Raw genomic sequence first — 24,262 nt, 5'->3', positions numbered from 1 at the left:
GTGATGAGGAAAAAGACGAAGGCCTGTCGTCGGTCTCCCGTCGGGGCGGACGGGAGACCGGCGACAGGCCTCAAGCCCCGCACGCCGTTGTACGGAACCTCGTCGGCTGTCACCGCGGCCGGCCGTGACGATCACTGGTCAGGGCAACATCCGGGCCGGCCGCGGAGTCTTCGGTGCGGGCCTCAGCCCAGGCGCTGCACCAGCGCCCGGTACTCGTCCCACAGTTCCTTCGGGGTGTGCTCGCCGAAGGTGTTGAGGTGCTCGGGGACCAGGGCGGCCTCCTCGCGCCAGACCTCCTTGTCGACGGTGAGGAGGAAGTCCAGGTCGGACTCGGAGAGTTCGAGGCCCTTGGTGTCCAGCGCGCCCTTGGCCGGCAGCACGCCGATGGGGGTCTCGACGCCCTCGGCCCTGCCGTCGAGACGCTCGACGATCCACTTCAGGACACGGCTGTTCTCGCCGAAGCCGGGCCAGACGAACTTGCCCTCGTCGTTCTTGCGGAACCAGTTGACGTAGTAGATCTTCGGGAGCTTCGACTGGTCCTTGTCCTTGGCGACGTCGATCCAGTGCCCCATGTAGTCGCCCATGTTGTAGCCGCAGAACGGCAGCATGGCGAAGGGGTCGCGGCGCAGCTCGCCGACCTTGCCCTCGGCGGCCGCGGTCTTCTCGGAGGCCACGTTGGCGCCCAGGAACACACCGTGGTTCCAGTCGAAGGACTCCGTCACCAGCGGTACGGCGGTGGCGCGCCGTCCGCCGAAGAGGATCGCCGAGATCGGCACGCCCTTGGGGTCCTCCCACTCGGGCGCGATGATCGGGCACTGGGCGGCGGGGGTGGTGAAGCGGGCGTTGGGGTGGGCGGCCGGACGGTATCCATTTGCTTCGCGGGCGGACTCCGGGGTCCAGTCGTTGCCCTTCCAGTCGGTGAGGTGGGCCGGGGTCTCCTCCGTCATGCCCTCCCACCAGATGTCGTTGTCGTCGGTGAGGGCGACGTTGGTGAAGACGGAGTTGCCCCACAGGGTCTTCATCGCGTTGGCGTTGGTGTGCTCACCGGTGCCGGGCGCGACGCCGAAGAAGCCGGCCTCGGGGTTGATGGCGTAGAGGCGGCCGTCCGCGCCGAACCGCATCCAGGCGATGTCGTCGCCGATCGTCTCGACGGTCCAGCCGGAGATCGTGGGCTCCAGCATGGCGAGGTTGGTCTTGCCGCAGGCGCTCGGGAAGGCGGCGGCGACGTACTTCGACTCACCCTGCGGGGGTGTGAGCTTGAGGATCAGCATGTGCTCGGCGAGCCAGCCCTCGTCGCGGGCCATCACCGACGCGATGCGCAGGGCGTAGCACTTCTTGCCGAGCAGGGCGTTGCCGCCGTAGCCGGAGCCGTAGGACCAGATCTCGCGGCTCTCGGGGAAGTGCGAGATGTACTTGGTGGAGTTGCACGGCCACGGGACGTCCGCCTCGCCCTCCGCGAGGGGGGCGCCGAGGGTGTGGACGGCCTTCACGAAGAAGCCGTCGGAGCCGAGCTCGTCCAGGACCGGCTGCCCCATCCGGGTCATGGTGCGCATGGAGACGGCGACGTAGGCCGAGTCGGTGATCTCGACGCCGATGGCGGAGAGGTCCGAGCCGAGGGGGCCCATGCAGAACGGGACGACGTACATCGTCCGGCCCCTCATGGAGCCGCGGAAGACGCCCTGCTCGCCGGCGAAGATCTCCCGCATCTCGGCGGGGGCCTTCCAGTGGTTGGTGGGGCCGGCGTCCTCTTCCTTCTCGGAGCAGATGAAGGTGCGGTCCTCGACGCGCGCGACGTCGGTCGGGTCGGAGGCCGCGTAGTAGGAGTTCGGGCGCTTGATCGGGTCGAGCTTCTTGAAGGTGCCCTTCTCGACGAGCTCCTCGCACAGGCGCTCGTACTCGGCCTCTGATCCGTCACACCAGACCACGCTGTCCGGCTGCGTCAGTTCTGCGATCTCGTTCACCCACGAGACCAGTTCCTTGTGCTGGGTGGGGATGACGGGGGGAGCCGCGATGTCGCGCGCCACGATTGCTCCTAAATGAGGGATTTTTTGTTTGGAGGCCCCGTGGGGGCTGCGGCCCGGATGCTTCTCGGTGGTGACCTGGCGCTCATCCGGTGCCGACCGCACTCATCTGATCATCCGTCGCGAGTGCCCATCTGTCCAGAAGGCCTCACACTTGAGCGGAGTGAGGATTGCCACGTGTCGGAGTGTTGCCAACCGTGCACTTTGGGTTCGCTTGACGCTTCCTTGACCACACCCTCACGGCGTCAACTGCCGTGAGATGATGGCCACTCTCGGCCCTTCCGGGGCTCGCACCCATCCGCAACCTACGGTTCCGTAGGTACGATGCGGTGCATGACTGCGTCCGCCTCCGACGCGCCTCTGGACTCGCCGGCCGCCGGCCGTCACCCCGTGGCGCTCTCCCTGCCGCAAGAGATCAAGCCCAAGCTCCGGGGCTGGCTGCATCTCGGCATGTTCCCGGCCGTGCTCATCTCGGGCCTGGTGCTCACCGCCCTCGCGGACTCGACGCGGGGCCGTATCGCCTGCGGGATCTTCGCCCTGACCGCCTGCCTGCTGTTCGGCGTCAGCGCCCTGTACCACCGGGGCAACTGGAGCCCGCGCATGGACGGCGTCCTGCGCAGACTGGATCACGCCAACATCTTCCTGATCATCGCGGGCACCTACACCCCGCTGACCATGCTGCTCCTGCCCGGCGCGAAGGGGCAGTGGCTGCTGTGGGGCATCTGGGGTGCCGCCCTGGCCGGAATCGTCTTCCGTGTCTTCTGGGTGGGCGCTCCGCGCTGGCTCTACACCCCCTGCTACATCGCGATGGGCTGGGCCGCGGTCTTCTTCCTGCCCGACTTCATGCGCACCGGCGGCATCGCGGTCCTGGTCCTGGTGATCGTCGGCGGCCTGCTCTACAGCGCGGGCGGCGTGATCTACGGCCTCAAGCGCCCCGACCCCTCCCCGCGCTTCTTCGGCTTCCACGAGGTCTTCCACTCGCTCACGCTGGCGGCGTTCATCGTCCACTACGTCGGGATCTCACTGGTGGCGTACCAGCACGCGTAACCCTCCCCACCCCTCCAAGGCCACGGCTTCACGCCGTGGCCTTTTTGCGTGCCCGAACCGATTGACCGTCCTAACCAATTGACAGAACCCATCTTTTGAGAGCTACTCTCATTTCATGGAAACTTTCACTCCTGATCCCCGACGCTGGTGGGCCCTCGGCGCCCTGGTCGCGAGCATGCTCACGCTCGGCTTCGACATGACGATCCTCAACGTGGCCCTCCCGACGATGGCCGCCGACCTCGGCGCGAGCACGGGCCAGCAGCAGTGGATGGCGGACGCGTACGTCGTCGTCTTCGCGGCGCTGATGCTCCCCGCCGGACTCCTCGGCGACCGGTTCGGCCGCCGCCGGATGCTGATCGTCGGACTGGGCGTCTTCCTGGCCGGCTCGGCCCTCGGCGCCCTGGCCGGCGACGTGAACGCGGTGGTCGCGGCCCGTGCCCTGATGGGCGTCGGCGGCGCCCTCGTCACCCCGCTCGCGCTCTCCGTACTGCCCTCGCTCTTCGGCTCCGACGAGCGCACCAAGGCCGTCGGCATCATCTCCGCCGCCTCCGCGCTCGGCCTGCCGCTCGGCCCGATCATCGGCGGCTGGCTGCTGAACCACTTCTGGTGGGGCTCGGTCTTCCTCGTCAACGTCCCGATGGCCGCGATCGGCATCGCCGCGTGCCTCTTCCTGCTCCCCGAGACCCGCGACCCCGCCTCCCCCAAGGTCGACGCCGTCTCCACCGCCCTCACCGCGACCGGCCTCGGCGCCCTGATCTACGCGATCATCGAGGCACCCGCCCGGGGCTGGGGCGACCCGCTGGTCCTGGCCGTGTTCGCCGCGGCCACGGTCCTGATCGCCGCGCTGGTGGTGCGGGAGCGGCGGGTCGAGCGCCCCATGCTCGACATGAGCCTCCTGAGCCACCGCGGCTTCCTCTTCAACACCATCGCCGCGACCCTGGTGATGTTCATCCTGTCCGGCCTGCTGTTCGTGCTGCCGCCCTACCTCCAGGCCGTCCTCGGCAACGACGCCCTCGGCACCGGCGTACGGCTGCTGCCGATGATGGGCGGTCTGCTCGTCTCCTCCCGGCTCGCCCCGCAGATCGTCGCCCGCTTCGGCGCCCGCGCCACGGTGAGCGGCGGCCTGGTGGTGCTCGCCTTCGCCGCGTTCCTCGGCAGCCGTACGACGATCGACTCCGGCTACGGCTTCACCGCGCTGTGGCTCTCCGTCACCGGTCTCGGCTTCGGTCTCGCCCTCATCCCCGCCATGAACAGCGCCCTGGGCACCCTCCCCCGCGACCGCGCCGGCAGCGGCTCCGGGCTGCTGCTGACCCTGCGTCAGGTGGGCGGCGCCATCGGTATCGCCCTGCTCGGCAGTCTGCTCGCCGCCGCCTTCCAGGACCGGCTCGACGTCACCGGGCTGCCCGCGCAGGCCGCCGCCACCGCCGAGAACTCCGTGGTCGCCGCCCATGTGGTCGCCCAGCAGACCGGTTCCGCCGACCTGATCGCCTCCGCCGACCACGCCTACGTCCACGGCATGGGCCTCGTCCTGCTGGTCTGCGGGGCCGCGGCCCTCGTCGCCGCCCTGCTGGCGGCGGCGTTCCTGCCGGGCACACCCCGCCCGAGCGAGCCCGCGGCCACCCCGGACATGGCTCCCGAGCCGGCAGATGCCCGACAATGACGTCCATGACACCCGCACGCACCTCTCCGCCCACGGACGTCCCCCAGCTGGGACTCCGTGAGCGGAAGAAGATCAAGACCCGGACGGCGATCCGCGACGCGACGTACGCGCTCATCGAGGAGCAGGGCTACGACGCCACCACGATCGAGCAGATCGCCGACCGCGCCGAGGTGTCGCCGTCCACGGTCTTCCGCTACTTCCCCACCAAGGAGGACATCGTGCTCACCGACGAGCACGACGCCCTCATCCTGGAGGAGCTGCGTGCCCGGCCGAAGGACGAGCCGTGGGCGGACTCCGTGCGGCACATCATGCACAAGGCCCTGCGCCTCGGCCACGAACGGGAACCCGAGGTCACCCGGCTCCGCGCGCACCTGATGGCCCAGGTCCCGACGGTGCGCTCCCGGATGATGGAGAGCATGTCGGTCGCCTCCCACATGCTCGCCGAGGGCATCGCCGAACGCACCGGCCGGGACGTGGACAGCCTGGAGGTGCGGGTCTACACGATGTCCGTGGTCGCCGGGCTCGCGGAGATCACCCAGTACTGGGCCGAGAACGACTTCCGGGACGACCTCGCCGACCTCCTCGACCGCGCGATGGACGTCCTGGAACACGGGCTCACCAAGAAGAACACCTGAGGCACCACGGGAAAACACCCGAGGCCACCGCACCCGGCCGTGGCATCCTGACCGGGTGAACGGACCGGAGATCCACGTCGAATTCGCCCCCAGGCTGGCCCTGTTCGTCCCGCACGAACGCCGCCACGGCTCCACCTCGGTCACCACCGACGGCGTCTCGACCCTCGGCCATGTCGTCGAGTCCCTCGGCGTCCCGCTGACCGAGGTCGGCACCCTCCTCGTGGACGGCCGCGAGGTGCCCAGGTCGTACGTCCCCAGCGCCGGCGACTCCGTGGCCGTACGGGACGTCGAGCGCCCCCAGCAGGTGCCCGGCGCCCCGCTGCGCTTCCTCCTCGACGTCCACCTCGGCACCCTCGCCCGCCGGATGCGCCTGCTCGGCGTGGACACGGCGTACGAGTCGACGGACATCGGCGACCCGGCGCTCGCCACCCGCTCCGCCGTCCAGCAGCGGGTCATGCTCAGCCGCGACCGGGGCCTGCTGCGCCGCCGCGAACTGTGGTCCGGCGCCTACGTCTACAGCACCCGTCCCGAGGAGCAGCTCCGCGACATCCTCGACCGGTTCCGCCCCGAGCTACGGCCCTGGACGCGCTGCACCGCCTGCAACGGCCTGCTCAGGGAGGCCACCAAGGAGGAGGTGGCGGACCAGCTGGCCGGCGGCACACACCGGTCGTACGACGTGTTCGCGCAGTGCACCCAGTGCGGGCGCGCCTACTGGAAGGGCGCGCACCACGAACAGCTGGAGGCCATCGTGGCGCGCGCCCTGGCGGACTTCCCTAACGCTTCCTGAGGTCGGCCTTCCCGCAGGCGATCCCGTCCCCGTCGCGGTCGAGCCGCAGCGGGTCGTCCTTGCCGTTGACCTCGAGCCGGCCGTAGTCGTTCTTCTTCAGCCAGTCGCAGCGGGCCTTGGTGGTGGCCTTCACGCTCGGCGGGAAGTCGGTCGGCACACAGACGTTGATCGAGCCGTAGTGCCGGTCGCAGCCGGAGACGGTGACCGGCACCTTCTGCGAGGCGCGCTTCTCGCCGGGCTCGGTGACCTTGCCTTCGAGTGAGTCCGCGAAGGAGTGCACATGCGCCGAGGCGTCCGTCGCGCCGAGCGCCGAAGGCCCTTGCAGATGGACCCACTTGGCCACCGACGGCACCCCGTTGGCGTCGACCGCGAAGAGCATGTACCAGCCGGGCGGGGCCAGGTCGGGATTGCTCGTCACATTGAGGTCGACGTTGTTGCCGTCCACCGACAGCGGCAGATCGACGAACCGCTGGTTCGGGTCGGAGGAGTGCGTCACCGCGGCCGGGCGGATCAACTCGGCCTTGGCGATGGGCCGGTCGACGGTGATCCGCTGGGTGTCGCCGTAGGTCCACTCGGTGTCGATGACCGAAGTGATCGCCGGACGCGGGCCCTTGAGGAGATAGGGCGGCGTGTAGATCGACACGTTGTGGTTCCAGGTGCCGTTGCCCGGGTTGTCGCCGGTCGTCATCACCCGGCCGTCGGGCAGCAGGAACGCCGAGGAGTGGTAGCCGCGCGCCTGGGGGTCGGCGGCCACCGGGTCGAAGGTGCCGGTGGCCGGGTCGTAGAGCGACGACTCGTACACCGGGTCGGCGCGGTTGTGCAGCGCGCCGCCCGTCTCCAGCACCTTGCCGTCGGGCAGCAGGACGGCGGAGACGTACATCTTGCCCTGGTTGCCGGTCTCGGCCTGCTTGCCGTTGCCGAGGTCGACCGTGCCCTGCGGGAGCGGCGGACCGGCGGTGTAGGCGGGGTTGGCCTGCTTGAGGTCGATGACGTCGGTCAGCCGGTTGGCGTCGGGGTTGGAGTCGATGTTGCCGCCGCCGATCGTGAGGACCTTCTGGTCCTGCGCGGGAGGCAGCAGCACGCTCGCCGACTGGTCGCGCTGGTCCTTGTTCTGGAGCCCGGGGACCTGGGTGACGGTGTTGGCGTCGTAGTCGTAGATCGCGCTGCCGGTGCCCGGGATGTTGTTGCCGAAGACATGGCTGCCCGAGTAGAAGAGGCGGCCGTCCTGCATCAGGATCATCGACGGGTACAGACCCCAGTACGACCAGGTCTGGTTGACCTTCCAGAGCTCCAGCCACTTCTGCTCGGCGTCCGACCACAGCTCGGCGGTCACCGAACCGGTGGAGTCCTCGCGCAGCCCGCCGAAGGAGATGACGTCACCGTTGCCGAGGATCGTCGCCGACGGGTACCAGTGGCCGTCGTTCATGTCGTTGGTCTTGCTGTACGTCTCGGTGACCGGATCGAAGATGTACGAGTCCTTGAACCCCTCGTAGCCGTGCCCGCCCGCGACCGGGTACGCCTTGTTCCCGCTCATCACCAGCACCCGGCCGTCCTGGAGCTGGACGTGCCCGGAGCAGAACATGTCCTTGGGCGTGGGGATCACCTTGTACGTGCCCTTGACCGGGTCGTACACGGCCGAGGTGAAGGTGCCCGCGTCGAACTGCTCCTCGCTGTTGCCGGAGCCCGCGATCAGCAGCACCTTGCCGTTGTTGAGGACGACGGAGTGCATGGAGCGCACCGGGTTCTGGGTGGGCAGCACGTCCCAGCGGCCGTTGGCGCACTGCTCGGCGGTGCCCGTGCACTGCGGTGCGGGGACGGGGTCGGCGACCTGCTCCATGGTGTAGTCGTCGGTGGTGGCGGATCCGGTGCCGTAGACGGAGACACCCCAGGTGATGCGGTCGGTGCCGGTGGGGACCTCGGGCGTCCGCACGCTCGCCTGGGTCCAGCTGCCGGCGATCGGCAGGGTCTTCAGATCTGTCCAGTACTGCCAGCCGGCCGTCGTGTCGTGCCGGAACAGGGTGACCGACGCGTCCGGGGTGGTCGACTTGTACCAGAGGTTCAGGTCGTACTGCTTGCCCACGCTGACGACGGGGGCGCACTCCGCCGACTCGGTGATCAGCGCCTTGCGGTCGCCCTCGGTCCGGCGGGTCAGCTCGACCTTCATGGCCTTGGAGCCGGAGTGGGCGTCGGACGTGGTGGTGAAGGTGAAGTCGTTGTCGCCCCAGCCGGACTTCTCCCAGCAGTACGGCATGCCGCCGGTGCCGACGGTCTCGAAGCCGGGGTTCTTGATGAGGTTGGCGGCCGAGGCGGGCTGCGGGGCGGTCAGGAGCAGGCCGGCGGTCAGAGCGCCCACTGCGAGAAGGGCGGTTCTCCGTCTTCGGTTCATGCGGTGCGGCTCCTGTTTCTGCGCGGGAGGTAGACCAGCGCCTCGGTCCCGGCGAAGCGCAGGACGAACGTCGTCACCAGCGCGAGCGCGGTGGCGGACAGCGCGCCCATTCCGAACCGGTGGACGAACAGGGCGATCAGCGGGATGCGCAGCACCAGGTCGGCGTTGGCGATCAGGGCGAACCGGCCGGCGCGGTCCCACCAGCGCCGGTGCCGGCGGCGATCGCGGAACAGCAGGTGCTCGATGAGCAGGAAGTTCCAGGCGACGCCGAGCTGGTTGGCGAGGATCTCCGCCGGTACGTAGTGCATGCCGAGGACGGTGAGGGCGTACAGCCCGAGCAGGTTGGGCACGAAGCCGGTCGCGCCGATCAGGCCGAAGCCGACCATGCGGGCGACCGGCGAGGCGGTGCGCAGACCGACCAGGTGACGCAGGAAGCGCAGGCCCTCCTGGGCGCTGGACTTGGACTCGCCCGCGTAGCGGTCCTGGAAGACGAAGGGCACCTCGGTGACCGCGCGGGGGCGGCTGCGGACGGCGAGTTCGAGGAGGATCTTGTAGCCGAGGGGCTTCAGGACGTCGGCCGTGATGTCGCTGCGGCGGATCGCGAAGAAGCCGCTCATCGGGTCGCTGATGCCGTGCAGCCGGCGCGGGAAGAGGGACTTGGTCAGCCAGGTCGCCGCTCTGGACACGGCCACGCGGTAGTTGCCCGCGAGCCCGGCGCGGCTGCCGCCCTTGATGTACCGGGAGGCGACGACGAGCCCGGCGTTCGCCCGCTCCCCCGTCGCGACCAGCTCCGGGACCAGGGACGGCGGATGCTGGCAGTCGCCGTCCATCACGACGACCCAGTCCGACCCGGCCGCCTTCATCCCCTCCACGACCGCCCCGCCGAGCCCGCCGACCGGCTCGTCGCGGTGCAGTACGGTCACCGGGAACGGACAGTCCTTGGCGGCCTCGTGGATCACCTCGGGGGTGTCGTCGGTGGAGTCGTCCACGAAGACGACCTCGCAGGGGAGTCTGGCCGGCACCGACTCGGTGATCTGGCGGAGCAGTTGGCGGATGTTCGCGGACTCGTTGTACGTCGGTACGACGATGGTGACGGCGCCGGGCTCGGGGATCTCGGTGACCCGTACGGCCGGGACGGGAGTCGTGTACTCGTGGGTCATCGAACGCCTCCGGAGACGGTCTGGATCTGCCGGATCTCGATCCGGTCCGCACCGGTGCCGAAGACGGCGACCGGCGTCGAGTGCTGGATGGCGGCCCTGACATTGGGCAGGTCCGCCGCGTCGCGCCGCACGGTCGGGGAGGCGACGACGTAGTCGAGGTCCTTCCAGCCGTGCGGCATCGTCTTGGTCACCGCCGGGTCGAGGTCGGCCTTGTAGAACCAGATGGCGCCGAGCCCGGGCCGGTACCCGGCGTGCACCAGGTCCAGCCAGAGCGCGTCGTCCACGAGTACCCGCGTCCTCTCCGGCTGCTCCACCTCGGTCGCCAGCCACTTGGAGGCGGCCTGGTAGGGGGCGTTGGCGTCGGCGGTGACGGCGGTGCGGTCGCCGTCGTACCAGCGCGGGACGACATAGGCGCCCGCGGCGATCGCGAGGACGGCGGCGAGGGCGTACCGGCCGCCGCGGGGCAGCCGGTGGCTTCTGCGCAGGACGGCATGGGCGACGGAGGCGGTGCCCCCGGCCAGCACGAGCGCGAGGAACGGCAGCGCCTGGATGACGTACATCGCGGGCAGATAGCCGTTGGGGCGCAGGGCGAGCCCGGCGAGGATCGCGACCGTCAGCGCGGGTCCGGCCAGTGCCCGGGCGGTGACCGACCAGCGCCAGGTGGCCAGCAGCAGGAGGGCGCCGACGAGACCGCCCAGCGGCAGGACACGGTCGTAGTAGAGCCACGACCGCAGCACCCCGTGGGAACCGGACCCCTGGTCGAGGATGAAGCCCGAACCGGGCCTGGTCATCTGGTACTTGACCCCGTCCCACAGCGACACGTGTCCGCCGCCGGGCAGCAACTCGCCCTTGAGCAGGGCGAACAGGGGGTACGCGAGACCGAGCAGCGTGCATGCCGTGATGGCGCCGGTGAGGGCGAACTTGCGGGTGTCCCGGTGGCTGTGGCGCCACATGGTGAGCAGCAGCGCCGGCAGGACGACGAGCATCGTCTCCTTGGTGAGGACGGCCGTCGCGGCGGCGACGCCCGCACCGAAGTGGTGCCAGAGGTGGCGGCTCGGGGACGCGGCGAGGGTGAACGCGAGGAGCGTCCACATCACCGCGAGGTTGTCGAGGAAGATCTCCCGCTGGAGGACCACGGAGAGCGGGGAGAGCCCGAAGAGGGCCATGCCGAGCCCGGCGGCCCAGCGCGGCAGGGCGAGCCGGCGCCCGAGGACGTACACGAGGGCCGCGCTGACCGCGCTGACCAGCAGCATCGTCACCCGCATCGAGCCGACGGTCATCGACTCGGGGCTCAGCATCTTCGGGATCCAGGTGAGCACGGCTATCTGGATCCAGCCGAGCGGCGGGTGGTCGTACCAGTAGGTGTAGTGGGCCAGGCCCTTGCCCTCCTGGACGGCCCAGGCCTGGGCGAGGTAGGTGCCCTCGTCGTCGCTGAGGGTCGGGTAGTCGGCGATGTTCCAGCCCTGGACGGTGAGGATCGCGACGAGGAGCGCACCGCACAGGAGGAGGTCGGGGCGTTTCGACGGGGCCGTTCGGCCGGCCGGACGCACGTCGGGCACAGGCTGCCGCTGCGCGGGGACCTGGGGAACGGTCACCGCGGGAAGGGTGGAGGTCACGCGGGGACGTCCTCTCGGAGCGCCGGTGCCTGGTTCAGATGCGCACCGACATGGGTGGTCAACTCCCAGTCGTTCCGGCCGCGTTGCTCACGCCATACGGCGCGGACGGCGGCCCCGGCGAGGAGCACCTGGTAGAAGGGGCCGCCCACGACGAGCTTGAGGTAGTGGACGGAGCGCACGCGCAGGCCGTACTGCTTGCCGAAGTCGTGCAGTCCGACGATCTCGAAGACGAACGTGACCAGTGCGGTGACGGCCGGCAGGAAGGTGATGAAGGCGACGCCGACCGGCACGTCGAGGAAGAGCGCGATCGCCACGTTGAGCGGGATGACGACGCCGGAGAAGGCCTGGAGGAACGGCGTCATGAGGGTGTAGCGGGCGAGCAACCGCTGTCCGAGACCGGGGAGTTGCTTCCAGTCCTTCTTCCGGTAGACCTGGAGGAAGCCCTGGTTCCAGCGGGTGCGCTGCTTGAGCAGCGACATGAGCGAGCCGGGGGTCTCCTCCCGGGTCACCATGTCGGAGTCGTAGGCGACGACGACCTTCTTGCCGACGCTGGAGAGCCGTACGCCCAGGTCGCAGTCCTCGGCGAGACAGTCGGGATCCCAGCCCCCGGCCTCCTTGAGGGTGCCGGTCCGCACGAAGACGGTGTTGCCGCCGAGCGGGATGAACCCCTTCTGCGCGTGCAGGTGCAGCCGGGAGCGGAACCAGAAGAAATACTCCAGGCAGTTGCGCAGGCTGTACCAGCTGGAGTGGAAGTTGATGAGCTGCACACCGCCCTGGACGACGTCGGCCCCGGTGGTCCTGAAGGCGTGGTCGACATGGGCGAGGAGCTCGGGGTGGACCTGGTCCTCGGCGTCGAAGACCCCGACGACGTCGCCGCGGCAGTGCGGCAGCGCCGTGTTCATGGCCTTCGGCTTGTTCTTCTTCTCGTGGGTGTCGACGACGACGCGGACGCGCGGGTCACGCGCCGCCGCCTTCTCGGCCACTGCCGTGGTCTCCGGGTCGTCGTGCCCGACGATGACGATGATCTCGAAGTCGGTGTGGCTGGACTCCAGCAGCCGCTGGATGGTGTGGTCCAGCACGGCCTGTTCGTGGCGCGCGGGCAGCAGCAGCGAGAACGACACATGCTCGCCCCCGTCCGGTCTGCTGAACCGGGTGGAGGCGAGCACCTCGGGCGTGCGCCACGCGTGCATCTGCCACCACAGGGTGAACGCCGCCATCCAGAACAAGGCGAGCGAGACGGCGGCGATGAAGACAGACGTCAGCAACAGATCCCCCCAGATCCCCGAAACCCCCTGCCACGACGATGGGTCATATCCGCCGTGATCACTGTGGAGAGGTTATGGGTGAACTGTGAACAGAGGGATCTGCTCCCATAAATAGTGTGTTTCGGAGGAGTGTGGAGACTTAGGGGCGAATCCGAACACCGGATGGCTGCCGGGTAACGGCGTTTCAGCCGTTCAGCGCCGCGCGCAGCCGGTCCGGGTCGGTCGTCGGAGCGTCACAGGTGAAGTTACGGCAGACGTACGCGGTCGGTTCACCGCCCACGAGAGGCCGGTCGGCGAGCAGCGGCAGTTCGTCACTCCCCGTCACCCCGACGGCGACCACGGCGCCGGGGGCGGTGCCGAGAAGTGCCGTACGGTGCAGGGCCTTTGTGCCCGGGTCGTCGAGCGCGGGCCCGACGACCGCGACCTCCCGCGGCCCGTCGAGCAGCGCCTCGGCGACGGCGAGCCCCCACCCGATGAACCGCGGCACCCGCGGACCGAGCGCCTTGACGACCCCGAGGGCCTTCCCGGCGGCGGTGCGATGGGGCTCGGCACCGGTCTGGGCGGCATAGCCGAGCAGGGCGCCGGCGGCGGCGGTCCATCCCGAGGGGGCCGCGTTGTCGGTCGGGTCCTGGGGGCGCCGGATCAACCGCTCGGCGTCGGAGGCGGTGTCGAACAGCGCGCCGGACTCCTCGTCGACGAACCGTGCCAGGACGTGGTCGAGCAGGAAGCCGGCGAACTCCAGCCAGACCCCTTCACCGGTGACGGAGGCCAGCGCGAGGAACCCCTCGGCGACATCGGCGTAGTCCTCCAGCACCCCCGCGTTGGCGCCGGCATGACCGTCCTTGCTGGTACGCGAGAGCCGCGCCTGCTCGTCGAGATGCAGCCGTACGAGGAGGTCGGCGGCCCCGACCGCGGCGTCGACGAGGTCGGGCCGGTCGAAGTAGGCGCCGGTCTCGGCGAGCGCGGCGATCGCCAGCCCGTTCCAGGCGGCCACCACCTTGTCGTCCCGGCCGGGAGCGGGGCGCCGGCCCCGCGCCTCCAGCAGCCGGCCCTTCACGGACTCGATGTGCCCGGCGTCGAACACGCCCTCATGCTGCGGAAGCTGGAGGACGGAGGCACCCTCTTCGAAGGTCCCCTCCTCGGTGACACCGAAGTACTGGGCGGCCAGTTCGGCGTCCTGGGCGCCGAGGACCTCGGTGAGCTGCTCGGGCGTCCAGACGTAGTAGGCCCCCTCGACGTGCTTGCCGCTGCCGTCGTCACTGTCGGCGTCGAGCGCGGAGGCGAACCCGCCTTCCGGGGTGCGCAGTTCGCGCACCATGAAGTCGGCGGTCTCCAGGGCGACCCGGCGGGCGAGCTCGGAGCCGGTGGAGCGCCAGAGATGGGCGTAGACACGGCAGAGCAGGGCGTTGTCGTAGAGCATCTTCTCGAAGTGCGGCACGACCCACTCGCGGTCGACGGAGTAGCGGGCGAACCCGCCCCCGAGCTGGTCGTAGATGCCCCCGCGGGCCATCCGCTCACAGGTGTCCCGCGCCATCTGGAGCGCGCCCTCGGAGCCGGTCCGGGCGTGATGCCGCAGCAGGAACTCCAGGACCATGGACGGCGGGAACTTCGGCGCCCCGCCGAATCCGCCGCGCTGCGGGTCGTACTCCCGGGTCAGCCCGAGCAGCGCCTTGGCGAGCTCCTCCTCACCGGGTGCCTGGGTGTCGCCGTAGCTGATCTCCCGCCCGGCGAGATCCCGCACGATCTTCCCGGCCACCTCGGCGACCTCGTCCCGCTTGTCGCTCCAGGCGCTCCGCACGCCCTCCAGGACCTGGCGGAAGGACGGCATGCCGTGGCGGGGCTCGGGCGGGAAGTACGTGCCGAAGTAGAAGGGTTCGGCGTCCGGGGTGAGGAACACGGTCATGGGCCAGCCGCCCTGCCCGGTGGCGGCCTGGACGGCCTCCATGTAGACGGCGTCGACGTCGGGGCGCTCTTCCCGGTCGACCTTGACGCTCACGAAATGGGCGTTGAGGTAGTCGGCGGTCTCCTGGTCCTCGAAGGACTCGCCGGCCATGACGTGACACCAGTGGCAGCTGCTGTATCCGACGCTGAGCAGGACCGGTTTGTTGCTCTTGCGGGCCTCCTCGAAGGCCTCGTCGGACCAGGGCCACCAGTCGACGGGGTTGTCGGCGTGCTGGAGCAGATACGGGGACGTCTCATGGGCCAGTCGGTTCACCGTTCCACTCTCCCACGCCGTCCGGTACGGCGTAGAAGCGCAGGGAGACCGGGCGCGCCCCCTCGGGGGCGTCCTCGCGCGCGTGGCTGTAGCTGTCCAGGAGGGCGTTGTAGTCGCGCAGGAAGGCGTGGAGTTCGTCCTGGGTCATCCAGCCGCCGTGCCGCTGGACCTGGGCCCAGCCCTCCGGGCCCCGGTACTCCTGGTGGGCGCGGCGGAAGAGTTCCGTGTCCACGTCGATCTTCAGCAGGGCGAGGTGCTCGGCGGCGGCGTACTCCTCGGCCGTCATCGTCGCCGGGTCGGGGGTGGTGTGGCTAAAGGGCAGGGTCCGCCACCAGCGTTCGCGGCCGCCGGACTTCTCCGGGATCTCCTCGACGAGCCGCTGCTCGGCGAGTTTGCGCAGGTGGTAGCTGGTCGTGCCCGAGCTCTCGCCGAGGAACTGAAGGATCCGGCGGCGCAGCGGGTTGCCGAGGGACTTGTAGAGAGCGGTGCGTGCGAGGCTGGTCAGCTCGGGCGGGTGCTCGGTTCCGCCGCCGTCCTGCTCGTGCCGTGGATGGTCGTCCTCGCCCTGACCCTGCCGAGTCGTACGGAGGTCAGGAACTGGTCGCCGGCCTGGATCGGCCTCGACGTCCTGATGGCCACGGGCTGTGCGGCAACGGCGTTACTGGGCCTGCGCGGTGACCCGCGCGCACATCTCACGGCGTCCGCGACCGCCGCCACGGCCGCGCTGGACGCCTGGTTCGACCTCACCACCGCACCGCCGGGCTCCGCCCTCGCGCAGGCACTGGCGTGTGCGGTGGCGGAGGCCGCGCTCGCCGGCGCCTGTGTCTTTCTCGCACTCGGTGATCGTCGGCCCTCTCGCATTGACGGCTCCCCCGAAGGACACTCATAGGCAAGGAAGTTGTCACCGGAGGGGGACGTGACATGCGGGACAGCCATCGGGCGGACGCCGAGCGGCTGTTGGCACGGGCCGTGGAGGAGGAGGTGCGGCGCTCCGGCGGGCGTACCGACGGGCCGGTGCTGATGGCGCGAGGGCGTGGGGCGCTGGACGCCATGGCGCAGAGCGCCGCGGAGGAGTACGAGGCCTACACGCGCGCGCTGGACGAGGCGGCGGCCGGCCGGCTCACGTTCGGGCAGCGGTACGCGAAGGAGGGCGGCGGAACTCCGCTGATGGTGGCGGGCGTCGCGGCACTCGCGGCCGTCGTCACGGACCTGGCACTCGGCACCGGCGCGGGCACGGCCCTCGGTGCCGGGGCGGCCGTCGGCGTCGTGGGGGCCGCGGCGACCGTGGTGAAGGTCGCCGGTACCCATCTGCCGGCCGCGCATCATCAGGCGGGCGCGGTGGGACAGCCGGGCGGGCCCGAGCAGTTGCGGCTGGCGTGGCTGACGGCGCTGGAGGTGCGGGGCATCCGGCCCTTCCTCGACCAGCAGCGGGTGCTGAGCGCCTCGACGGGGCCGAAGAAGACGGGACCGCGGCTGAAGGGCGCCGACAAGAGCGCGGCGGCGCGCGGCCGGAACGTGCTCCAGCAATCGTTCGGTCAACTCCCGGAACCAGTGGCCGCGTTCGCGGGCCGGCGCCAGGAGCTGGGGCGGATCCGGCAGTGGGTGCAGGCGGCCCGGGCGAGCACGGAGACCCGGCCGACGGTGGTGGTGCTGCACGGGTCCTCGGGCAGCGGCCGTTCGGCGCTCGCGCTGCAGGCGGCCCACGAGCTGAAGGACTACTTCCGCGGCGCGTGCGTCGTGGACCTGCGCGGCGACAGCCCGGAGGAACCGCCGCTGTCGACGCGGGACGCCCTGCTGCATCTGCTGAACCGGCTGGGCGCGCCCCGCGAGCAACTCCTCTTCCGTGAGCGCTCCTCAGCGGACCAGCAGGTCAAGCGGCTGGGTGAGCTGTACCACCAGCATCTGACGGGGCTGCCGGTGACGATCGTCCTGGACGACGCCTCGGACCCCGAACAGGTCCGCACCCTCGTCCCCGAGCGCTCCGACAGCCTGGTCCTGGTCACCGCCCGCACCGCCCTGGACCTGCCCGCCGAACTGCCGGCCTGGGTGCACCAGTTGCCGGTCGAGGCGCTGGACGCGGCGGGCGCGGAGGAGCTGCTGGGCGCGGCGGCGCAGGACGCGTCGGGTCCCTACGACGCCGATGCGACCGACCGGGTGCGGGAGTTGTGCGGAGGCCTGCCGCTGGCGCTGCGTGTCGCGGGCTCCTCCCTCGGCCCGCGGTCACCGCGCGCGCTCGCCTCGGATCTCGGGGCGTACGGGCCGGTGGAGCCGGTCGAGCGGGTGCTGTGGCTGCGCTACACCGATCAGTCGGACACCGCCCGGCGACTGCTGCGGCGGCTGGCCCTCGCCGGCCGGGCGTCCCTGGGCGCGGCGGCGGCCGCGGCGCTGCTGGCCACCGACCAGGCGGAGGCCACCCGCCAGTTGGTCGCGCTGTCCCGGGCGGGCCTGATCGACCACGTCCGCGGTGACCGCTACCGCCTGCACGATCTGGTCCGCGCCTTCGCCCAGGCCCGCCTCCTGGACGAGGAGGAACCGGCCGAGCGCAACTCCGCGCAGGAACGTCTCATCGTGAACTACGCCGAGCTGGCCGACTCGGTCCTGCGCCTGGTCGACGGCAACATGTCGACCCGCTCGGACCGCTTCAGCCCGCACGGCTTCACCTCCCTGGACGAGGCGCTGCGCTGGCTGGACGACGAGTCCAGCTTCATCACCTCGACGCTGCGCCATGCGGAGGGCGTGAACCAGGGCGCGGTGCTCAACCTCCTGGGCGCCCTGTGCGACTACTGCCTCCTGCGCGGCGACCTCTACCGCCTGGGCGAGATCAGCGAACTGGCGCAGGCCGTGGACCAGGGTCTGCTGCTGAGGTCGGTCCAGTGGCGCACCGGCATCGCGGCCCGCCAGCTCGGCGAGCTGGACAAGGCCCGCACGACCCTGACCTCGGTGGTCGACCTCTACATGGAGGCCCACCACGACGCGGGCGCGGCCCGTGCCCTGTGCTCCCTGGGCATCACCCTGCACCACCAGGGCAACCTGACGGAGGCCGCCGCGAAGCTCCACGAGGCCCTCGATCTCCAGGCGGCCCCCGCACTGGCCACCGACCGCGCCTGGACCATGCACGCGCTGGCGGCGGTGGAACGCGACCGGGCACGGGTGGGCGAGGCCATGGAGCTGCTCACCCGATCGCTGGTCCTGCACCGCGAGGGCGAGTCCGTGCACGGCGAGGCCTGGGCCCACTTCCAGCTCGGCCAGCTGGGCCTGCGCATGGGCGACGTCCCCCGCGCGGAGACCGAGCTGCGCACCGCCCTGGACCTGTACGGCCGCACCCGCGACGCGCGTGGCGAGGCCTGGGCCCTGACCCAGCTGGCCCGCGCCCGCCTGGTCGCCGGCGACCCCTCCCCCGCGGTCGACGGCCTGCGTCAGGCGGCGTCCCGGCATCGCGACAACGAGGACGCCCGTGGCGAGGCGTGGACGGTGTACTACCTGGGCCAGGCGCTGGAGGAGACGGGCAACCTGGACCTGGCGGTACGGGAACTGGAGAGGTCGAGAACCATGTTCTCGCGGATGCGGGACGTCTACGGGCTGGCCTGCGCCCGCCACCACTCGGCCCGGGTGACGCGCGACCAGCGCGCGGCACAGACCGGCTCGCTGCGGAACTCCGGCTTCGCGCGCCAGCTCCTGGTCGACGCGCGTGCGGACTTCCAGCGCATCGGCGTCGCCCACGGCGAGGCATGGACGTGCCTGGAACTGGCCGTGGTCGACGCCGGCAACACCCGCACCCAGCAGGCCCTGACGCTGTGCGACGAGGCGATCGGCCTGTTCACGTCCTACGGAGACCGCCGCGGCGAGGACTGGGCCCGCTTCCTGCGCTGCACGCTGCTGCCGTACGCGGCACCGGGCGGCGTCGAGGTCGGCACGGCGGTGGCCCAGGAGGACCTGTCCCAGCTGGGCCGTAACAGCCACCCGCTGCGGGACGAGAAGCTCGACGACTACGTCGAGGCGTACCAGCTCCTGCTGGAACGCGGAGTGAATCTGGAAGCCGGCTGGCAGGCGTGGCGCCTGGGCATGGTCCCGAACCGGCATGCCCGCGAGGTGATGGGGGTGGCGGTACCGGCCGCGAACTGACCGCCGCACACCCCCACGCCCGCGGGCGTCAGCTCTGGCGGGCCCGGGGCTCGGCCGAGGGCTCCTCGGACCCGGCCTCCGGGTCCGGGGTCTCCTTGAAGTCGACCTTGCCCATGTGCTTGCTCATCGACTTCATCAGCACCCACACGGCCAGGGCCATCGCCGCGAAGACGACGAAACCGAGGACGCCGGGGGTGACCTTGTCCTCGTCGACCTCCTTGGCGAAGGTCGCGAAGTGGGTCATTGCCAGGCTCACGCTTGCGCTCATGTCAGGCATTGTCCCGGATGCCCGCGAAGAGGTCGTCCTCGGGGAGGGAGGTATCGACGAGGGACTTCGCGAGCTCGTACTCCTCGGTCGGCCAGACCTCCTTCTGGACCTCCATCGGAACGCGGAACCAGCCGCCGTCGGGGTCGATCTGCGTGGCGTGCGCGATCAGCGCCTTGTCACGGATCTCGTAGAAGTCGGCGCACGGGATGTGCGTGGTCAGCGTGCGCTCGGTGCGCTCGATCTCGCTCCAGCGCTTGAGCCACTCCCCGTACGGCGACTCCAGTCCGCGCTCCAGCATCGCGTTGTGCAGCGCCTCGGTGCGCTGCCGGTTGAAGCCCTGGTTGTAGTAGAGCTTCCGCGGCTGGTACGCCGGGCCGAACTCCCCCTCCGGGTACTTCTCGGTGTCCGCCGCGCCCTCGAACGCCACCATCGAGATCTTGTGGGTCATGATGTGGTCGGGGTGCGGGTAACCGCCGTTCTCGTCGTACGTCGTGATCACCTGCGGACGGAACGAGCGGATCCTGCGCACCAGCTCGCCGGCCGCCTTGTCGACGTCCTCCAGGGCGAAGCAGCCCTCGGGGAGCGGGGGCAGCGGGTCGCCCTCGGGCAGGCCGGAGTCGACGAAGCCGAGCCACTCCTGCTTGACGCCGAGGATCTCGCGGGCCTCGTCCATCTCCTTCTTGCGTACCTCGTGGATGTTCTCCTCGATGTACTTGTCGCCCTGCAGCTTCGGATTGAGGATGGAGCCGCGCTCCCCGCCCGTGCAGGTCACGACCAGCACGTCCACCCCCTCGGACACGTACTTCGCCATGGTCGCCGCGCCCTTGCTCGACTCGTCGTCGGGGTGGGCGTGGACGGCCATCAGTCGCAGCTGGTCAGTCAAGACTCAATCCTTGGTAAGTCGGCGCCCCTGATGTGAACGGGGGCGATCGGCGCTTCTATAGTGACCGAATCGGGGGGCGAATAATTCCGGTGTCCGGAGGACGATCATGAGCACGGCGAGCACGCGACTGCCCGAGGGCCGTTACGGCCGTTCCTCGGACGAGCGCGCCGACCACAAGCTCAAGATCGCCGGTGCCGTTCTCGGGGCGCTGCTGCTCGCGCTGATGGGGTATTTCGCCTACCACTACGTCGGTCAGAACAAGATCAGCGCCGAGGTGATCAGCTTCGAGCAGGAGAAGGACGCCGTGAAGGTGCATCTGGAGGTCCGCAAGGACTCCGGTGCGAGCGGCTACTGCACGCTGCGTTCCCAGGCCGAGAGCGGTGCCGAGGTCGGCCGGGCCGACTTCCGCTTCGACGGGGACGCCACCCGCATCGACAGGGTCGTCACACTGCGTACGACGTCACCGGGCACGACCGCGGAGCTGCTCGGCTGTCACGCCGACTGACCTGGTCCGCATTACGTACTTGCTGACCTGCTTCGATGTGATTCTGACGGCTTATGTCCTCCCCCTTGGGCCGCTGAATTGTTAGGCTCGTGGTTTCGCCCATCCGTGAAGGAACATTCTTCTGGGTAGGGCGATGCTTTGTATTCCCAGTACCTACGAGGAGCACCTGTGACCCAGACCAGCGAAGACGTCACCTGGCTTACGCAGGAGGCGTACACCAAGCTCAAGGAAGAGCTGGCGTACCTGTCTGGTCCCGCGCGCGAGGAAGTCACCGCGAAGATCGCGGCAGCGCGCGAGGAGGGCGACCTGCGCGAGAACGGCGGGTACCACGCGGCCAAGGAAGAGCAGGGCAAGCAGGAGCTCCGCATCCGCCAGCTGACCCAGCTCCTGGAGAAGGCCAAGGTCGGCGAGGCTCCGGCGTCCGCTGACGGCGCGGTGGCGCCCGGCATGGTCGTGACGATCGCCTTCGACGGTGACGAGGACGACACGACGACTTTCCTGCTCGCCTCCCGCGAATACGCCAGCTCCGACATCGAGACCTACTCGCCGCAGTCCCCGCTGGGCTCCGGCGTGCTCGGCCACAAGGTCGGCGAGGACGCGGAGTACGAACTGCCGAACGGCAGAAAGGCCTCCGTGAAGATTCTCAAGGCCGAGCCCTACAGCGCCTGATTCCCTTACCCCGCATTGCCCCGACAGACCCCCGGCGTCCTACCGACGCCGGGGGTTTCGTCATGCCGCCCGGCGCCTTCTCACGCGGTCGCGGACCGGTACTTCCGCACCGCCAGCGTCCTGAACAGGACGACGATCAGGACGGACCAGATCAGCGACGCCCACACCGGGTGCTGCATGGGCCAGGCGTCGGAGGTGGAGACCCCTGGGTTGCCGAAGAGCACGCGGGAGGCCTGGACCGTGGCGCTGAACGGGTTCCAGTCGGCGACATGGCGCAGCCAGGGCGTCATCTGGCTGGAGTCCACGAACGCGTTCGAGACGAAGGTGACCGGGAAGAGCCAGATCAGCCCGCCCGAGGTGGCCGCCTCCGGGGTCCGCACGGAGAGTCCGATCAGCGCGCCGACCCAGGTGAAGGCGTACCCGAGCAGAAGCAGCAGACCGAAGGCGCCGAGCACCTCGCCGACGCTGGTGTGGGTGCGCCAGCCGACCAGCAGGGCGACCATCGCCAGCACGAACAGCGTGAGCGCCGTCTGCACCAGGTCGGCGAGGGTCCGCCCGGTCAGCACCGCGCCACGCGCCATGGGCAGCGAGCGGAAGCGGTCGATGAGCCCCTTGTGCATGTCGTCGGCGATCCCGGCGCCCGCGCCCGCGGTGGCGAAGGTGACGGTCTGGGCGAAGATGCCGGCCATCAGGAACTCGCGGTAGACGAGTGGGCGTGGTTCTGGTTGCAGGCCTCCCCATCACCCTCGCAGGTCTCCAGGCCCAGTGCCGCGAACCTCGGATCGATACTGCCCCAGACTTCCATGGGCGGCAGGACCATGAGCGGTGGCACGAGAACCCCGTCCGCGTCCTTCAGAGCTTCCATGGCCGACGCCCAGGCGCCCGTGGTGCGCCAGACTTCGGCGCGCCGTCTGACAGCGCTCCAGGAGTTCCCGGACACCACCACATCGCTCCACCGCGCAGCAGTCCGCAGCTTCCACAAGATCGCTTCGAACATCTCCCGCTTGGGCGTCCAGTTCTGGCGAGAGTCTGGAAGCACGGCACCAACCGTCTCCCACTCCGCATCGCTGATCTTGAGAGGCACCAGCGTGCCCGTCGCCCTGTGCCACTCTGTGAGGGGTTCGACGACTCCCTTCCGGTGCGACTGCCCCTTGCCGGTCACGTGTACGCGAACGTCCAGCAGGTCAAGCAGGTCTCGACGCTGCGCAGCCGTGAAGGAACCCATTTCGGTTGCCCGTTCCTCCACTAGGGCAACGATCTCGTCCGCACGCTGCTGCTGCTCTTCGGCCTCCCTTAGCCAGCGAGCCATACGGTCACGCTCTTCGACGAGTTCGTTTTCATTGGCTCGAAGGGCCTGTTTCACCTCCCGAATGGTGTCCTCATCGATGCTGTCACCCGCGGAGTCGCCCATCTCGTCTTCGAAGAGCTGAGTGAGCTTGGCGAGGAGCCGGCCCTTGCGGCTGGCCCTCTTCTTCTCGATCTGTGCGTCCAGCTCAGCGAGACGCCGCCGATACGTCTCGGCGCGCGCCGGGATCGCTCCCAACCACTTGGCGGCAAGTGCCCTGAACTTGTTCACGGCCGACAGCAGGGTCTCAACCTCAGCCCAGATGGCCTTGTCAACGTCGGGTGCCGGGAGCTCCGCACACCCACACTTCAGCCCTAGCCGCTTGCCCATGCACCGGTAGTAACCAATGGGAGAGTCGACAGGCTTCGCTCCCGTGTAGTAGCCGCCGCACACCGCGTGCAGTCGACCGGTGAACAGGTAGTGAGTGAGGTTCCTCTTCTTGAACGAGCGCCGGTTGAGGGCCGCGCGGAGAGCTTCCACTCGCTTCGGATCGCTGATCGGACGGGGAACCTCGATCCGGAAGATCTCGAAGGTCTCCTCGTCGTCGTCCTCAGCCGCGCGCTCAATACGGAACTCCACGTACCCGTCAAGCGCAGTGGAGTTGAGACGCCTAGCCAGATTTGTGCCGGTCCACGGCAGGCCCTTACGGGTCCGGATACCAAGGGTGTTCAGGTGCTCGGCAGCCTCGTCGCGCGAGTAGCCAAGGTCCACGATCAGATTCGCGGCGATGCTGATCACACGCACTTCGTCCTCGCAAAGGACGGGAATCGCTTTGCTGCCCTTGCCGTTGAGACTCACGCCGTATGGGGGTTGACCAAGAGGCCAGCCGCCGGCAGCCACCTTCTGATCACGGCCACCCATGGTTCGCTCAAGGATGAGGGTGTGTTCCAGCTCCGCCATGTACGACAGCAGGCTGACCATGGCGCCAAACAGTTCGTCGTCACTGTCCAGGCGACCATCTGCCGTAGCGACCCTGATCTTGTGATGCTTGGTGGCGTTGAACACCCAGAGGTGGATGTCCTCCATAGTTCGTCCGATGCGATCCAACTTGCCAAACACAACGAGATCGATGAAGCCCTTTTCGATGGCCTCTGTCATATCGTCGAGATCGGGCCTGGAGTCCTTCTTCCCTGACTCCCCACCATCGACGTAAGTCTTGTGGATCTCGTACTTACCAGGGCCGACCTTGCAGTCGAGCCATTTCTTGCATTGCTTTTCCTGCGTATCGAGACCGTATCCTTCAACCTGTTTCGCAGTCGATACGCGAAGATAGATGGCTACCCGCATCACGCCGCGAGCGGTCCGATGCCCACGCATGACGGTACTCTTCCCCATGTCAGTCCCTCCGTGACTGGCAGGCCAGTCCTTGACTGGCCTGGTCCCAGGGGGCGGCAACCCCCTGGGACCTCCATGTGGTGATGTCTCGTCAGGATAGCCGCTTTACGTGCCACTTGGCGGGCTGTCCGCAGCAACTGCCCCTGTTCTTATGCATACTGGAGCAGGCGGCCAAATAGGAGATCAGCCAGCCGCTATTCTTCGCGATCACTACACTCAACAGTGCACCATCGAGAAACCAATTCGCCAGGATGCGGTTGCTTCTTCATACGGCAGCCTATTCACCCCGCCTCTGTCCGTTCATCGCTTCGCGCACGAATTCGAGATTTACGGCAAGGTGTGC

General features: G+C 69.3%; 18 protein-coding genes and 1 pseudogene. 8 read left to right on the top strand and 11 right to left on the bottom strand.

Annotated elements, in window-relative coordinates; genetic code table 11:
- Positions 1 to 182 precede the first annotated feature (182 nt).
- Positions 183 to 2,024 (bottom strand): phosphoenolpyruvate carboxykinase (GTP), encoded by a 1,842-nt coding sequence (locus tag OG381_RS29550; RefSeq protein WP_327719105.1) that lies wholly within the window; start codon positions 2,022 to 2,024, stop codon positions 183 to 185.
- Between the two features lie 330 nt (positions 2,025 to 2,354).
- Between OG381_RS29550 and trhA the strand changes: the two genes are divergently transcribed.
- From trhA to OG381_RS29530, 4 genes are all read left to right on the top strand, one after another.
- Positions 2,355 to 3,068 (top strand): PAQR family membrane homeostasis protein TrhA, encoded by a 714-nt coding sequence (trhA, locus tag OG381_RS29545; RefSeq protein WP_327719104.1) that lies wholly within the window; start codon positions 2,355 to 2,357, stop codon positions 3,066 to 3,068.
- A gap of 115 nt (positions 3,069 to 3,183) precedes the next feature.
- Positions 3,184 to 4,728, top strand: coding sequence for a DHA2 family efflux MFS transporter permease subunit (locus tag OG381_RS29540; RefSeq protein ID WP_327719103.1), 1,545 nt, complete (start codon positions 3,184 to 3,186; stop codon positions 4,726 to 4,728).
- 5 nt (positions 4,729 to 4,733) lie between these two features.
- Complete coding sequence (locus OG381_RS29535; RefSeq protein ID WP_443061943.1) at positions 4,734 to 5,363, top strand: TetR/AcrR family transcriptional regulator; 630 nt, start codon at positions 4,734 to 4,736, stop codon at positions 5,361 to 5,363.
- 55 nt (positions 5,364 to 5,418) lie between these two features.
- Positions 5,419 to 6,150, top strand: coding sequence for a Mut7-C RNAse domain-containing protein (locus tag OG381_RS29530; RefSeq protein ID WP_327719101.1), 732 nt, complete (start codon positions 5,419 to 5,421; stop codon positions 6,148 to 6,150).
- Here OG381_RS29530 and OG381_RS29525 read toward each other — a convergent pair.
- From OG381_RS29525 to OG381_RS29500, 6 genes are all read right to left on the bottom strand, one after another.
- On the bottom strand, positions 6,137 to 8,536 hold the full coding sequence (locus tag OG381_RS29525) for a galactose oxidase-like domain-containing protein (RefSeq protein ID WP_327719100.1): 2,400 nt from the start codon (positions 8,534 to 8,536) through the stop codon (positions 6,137 to 6,139). The two genes, OG381_RS29530 and OG381_RS29525, sit on opposite strands and share 14 nt — an antisense overlap.
- Positions 8,533 to 9,696, bottom strand: a complete 1,164-nt coding sequence (locus OG381_RS29520) for a glycosyltransferase family 2 protein (RefSeq protein ID WP_327719099.1) — start codon at positions 9,694 to 9,696, stop codon at positions 8,533 to 8,535. Before OG381_RS29520 ends, OG381_RS29525 begins: the two co-directional genes overlap by 4 nt.
- Positions 9,693 to 11,312 (bottom strand): phospholipid carrier-dependent glycosyltransferase, encoded by a 1,620-nt coding sequence (locus tag OG381_RS29515; protein ID WP_327719098.1) that lies wholly within the window; start codon positions 11,310 to 11,312, stop codon positions 9,693 to 9,695. Before OG381_RS29515 ends, OG381_RS29520 begins: the two co-directional genes overlap by 4 nt.
- Complete coding sequence (locus OG381_RS29510; RefSeq protein WP_327719097.1) at positions 11,309 to 12,577, bottom strand: glycosyltransferase; 1,269 nt, start codon at positions 12,575 to 12,577, stop codon at positions 11,309 to 11,311. The genes OG381_RS29515 and OG381_RS29510 overlap by 4 nt, the downstream gene beginning before the upstream one ends.
- 184 nt (positions 12,578 to 12,761) lie before the next feature.
- On the bottom strand, positions 12,762 to 14,792 hold the full coding sequence (locus tag OG381_RS29505) for a thioredoxin domain-containing protein (RefSeq protein WP_327719096.1): 2,031 nt from the start codon (positions 14,790 to 14,792) through the stop codon (positions 12,762 to 12,764).
- Positions 14,773 to 15,078, bottom strand: coding sequence for a hypothetical protein (locus OG381_RS29500; protein ID WP_327719095.1), 306 nt, complete (start codon positions 15,076 to 15,078; stop codon positions 14,773 to 14,775). The genes OG381_RS29505 and OG381_RS29500 overlap by 20 nt, the downstream gene beginning before the upstream one ends.
- A 21-nt stretch (positions 15,079 to 15,099) precedes the next feature.
- Here OG381_RS29500 and OG381_RS29495 point away from each other — a divergent pair, with 21 nt between their 5' ends.
- Together OG381_RS29495 and OG381_RS29490 are read left to right on the top strand one after the other, a co-directional pair.
- A complete protein-coding gene (locus OG381_RS29495; protein ID WP_327719094.1) occupies positions 15,100 to 15,681 on the top strand; it encodes a hypothetical protein in 582 nt (193 codons plus the stop codon).
- A gap of 32 nt (positions 15,682 to 15,713) precedes the next feature.
- Positions 15,714 to 18,914, top strand: coding sequence for a tetratricopeptide repeat protein (locus OG381_RS29490; RefSeq protein ID WP_327719093.1), 3,201 nt, complete (start codon positions 15,714 to 15,716; stop codon positions 18,912 to 18,914).
- A gap of 28 nt (positions 18,915 to 18,942) precedes the next feature.
- Here OG381_RS29490 and OG381_RS29485 read toward each other — a convergent pair whose 3' ends face one another.
- Both OG381_RS29485 and mca read right to left on the bottom strand, forming a co-directional pair.
- On the bottom strand, positions 18,943 to 19,191 hold the full coding sequence (locus OG381_RS29485; RefSeq protein WP_327719092.1) for a hypothetical protein: 249 nt from the start codon (positions 19,189 to 19,191) through the stop codon (positions 18,943 to 18,945).
- Entirely contained in the window at positions 19,184 to 20,044 is an 861-nt protein-coding gene (gene mca / locus OG381_RS29480) for a mycothiol conjugate amidase Mca (protein ID WP_327722587.1), read from the bottom strand. The genes OG381_RS29485 and mca overlap by 8 nt, the downstream gene beginning before the upstream one ends.
- Positions 20,045 to 20,171: 127 nt before the next feature.
- On the opposite strand from mca, the gene OG381_RS29475 reads away from it, so the two are divergent.
- Entirely contained in the window at positions 20,172 to 20,570 is a 399-nt protein-coding gene (locus tag OG381_RS29475) for a DUF4307 domain-containing protein (protein WP_046260824.1), read from the top strand.
- A gap of 168 nt (positions 20,571 to 20,738) precedes the next feature.
- A complete protein-coding gene (gene greA, locus OG381_RS29470; protein WP_046260823.1) occupies positions 20,739 to 21,239 on the top strand; it encodes a transcription elongation factor GreA in 501 nt (166 codons plus the stop codon).
- 80 nt (positions 21,240 to 21,319) lie between these two features.
- On the opposite strand, the pseudogene OG381_RS29465 reads toward greA, so the two are convergent.
- Together OG381_RS29465 and OG381_RS29460 are read right to left on the bottom strand one after the other, a co-directional pair.
- Positions 21,320 to 21,952, bottom strand: a pseudogene (locus tag OG381_RS29465) (ABC transporter permease); the annotation flags it as partial.
- The gene (locus tag OG381_RS29460; RefSeq protein WP_327722586.1) at positions 21,928 to 23,871 is read right to left on the bottom strand and encodes a recombinase family protein; all 1,944 of its coding nucleotides are present in this window, start codon (positions 23,869 to 23,871) and stop codon (positions 21,928 to 21,930) included. The gene OG381_RS29460 and the pseudogene OG381_RS29465, both read right to left, overlap by 25 nt.
- Between the last annotated feature and the right edge of the window lie 391 nt (positions 23,872 to 24,262).

This window comes from Streptomyces sp. NBC_00490, assembly GCF_036013645.1.
Taxonomy (GTDB): domain Bacteria; phylum Actinomycetota; class Actinomycetes; order Streptomycetales; family Streptomycetaceae; genus Streptomyces; species Streptomyces canus_F.
This window is presented reverse-complemented; position numbering and strand designations above follow the sequence as displayed.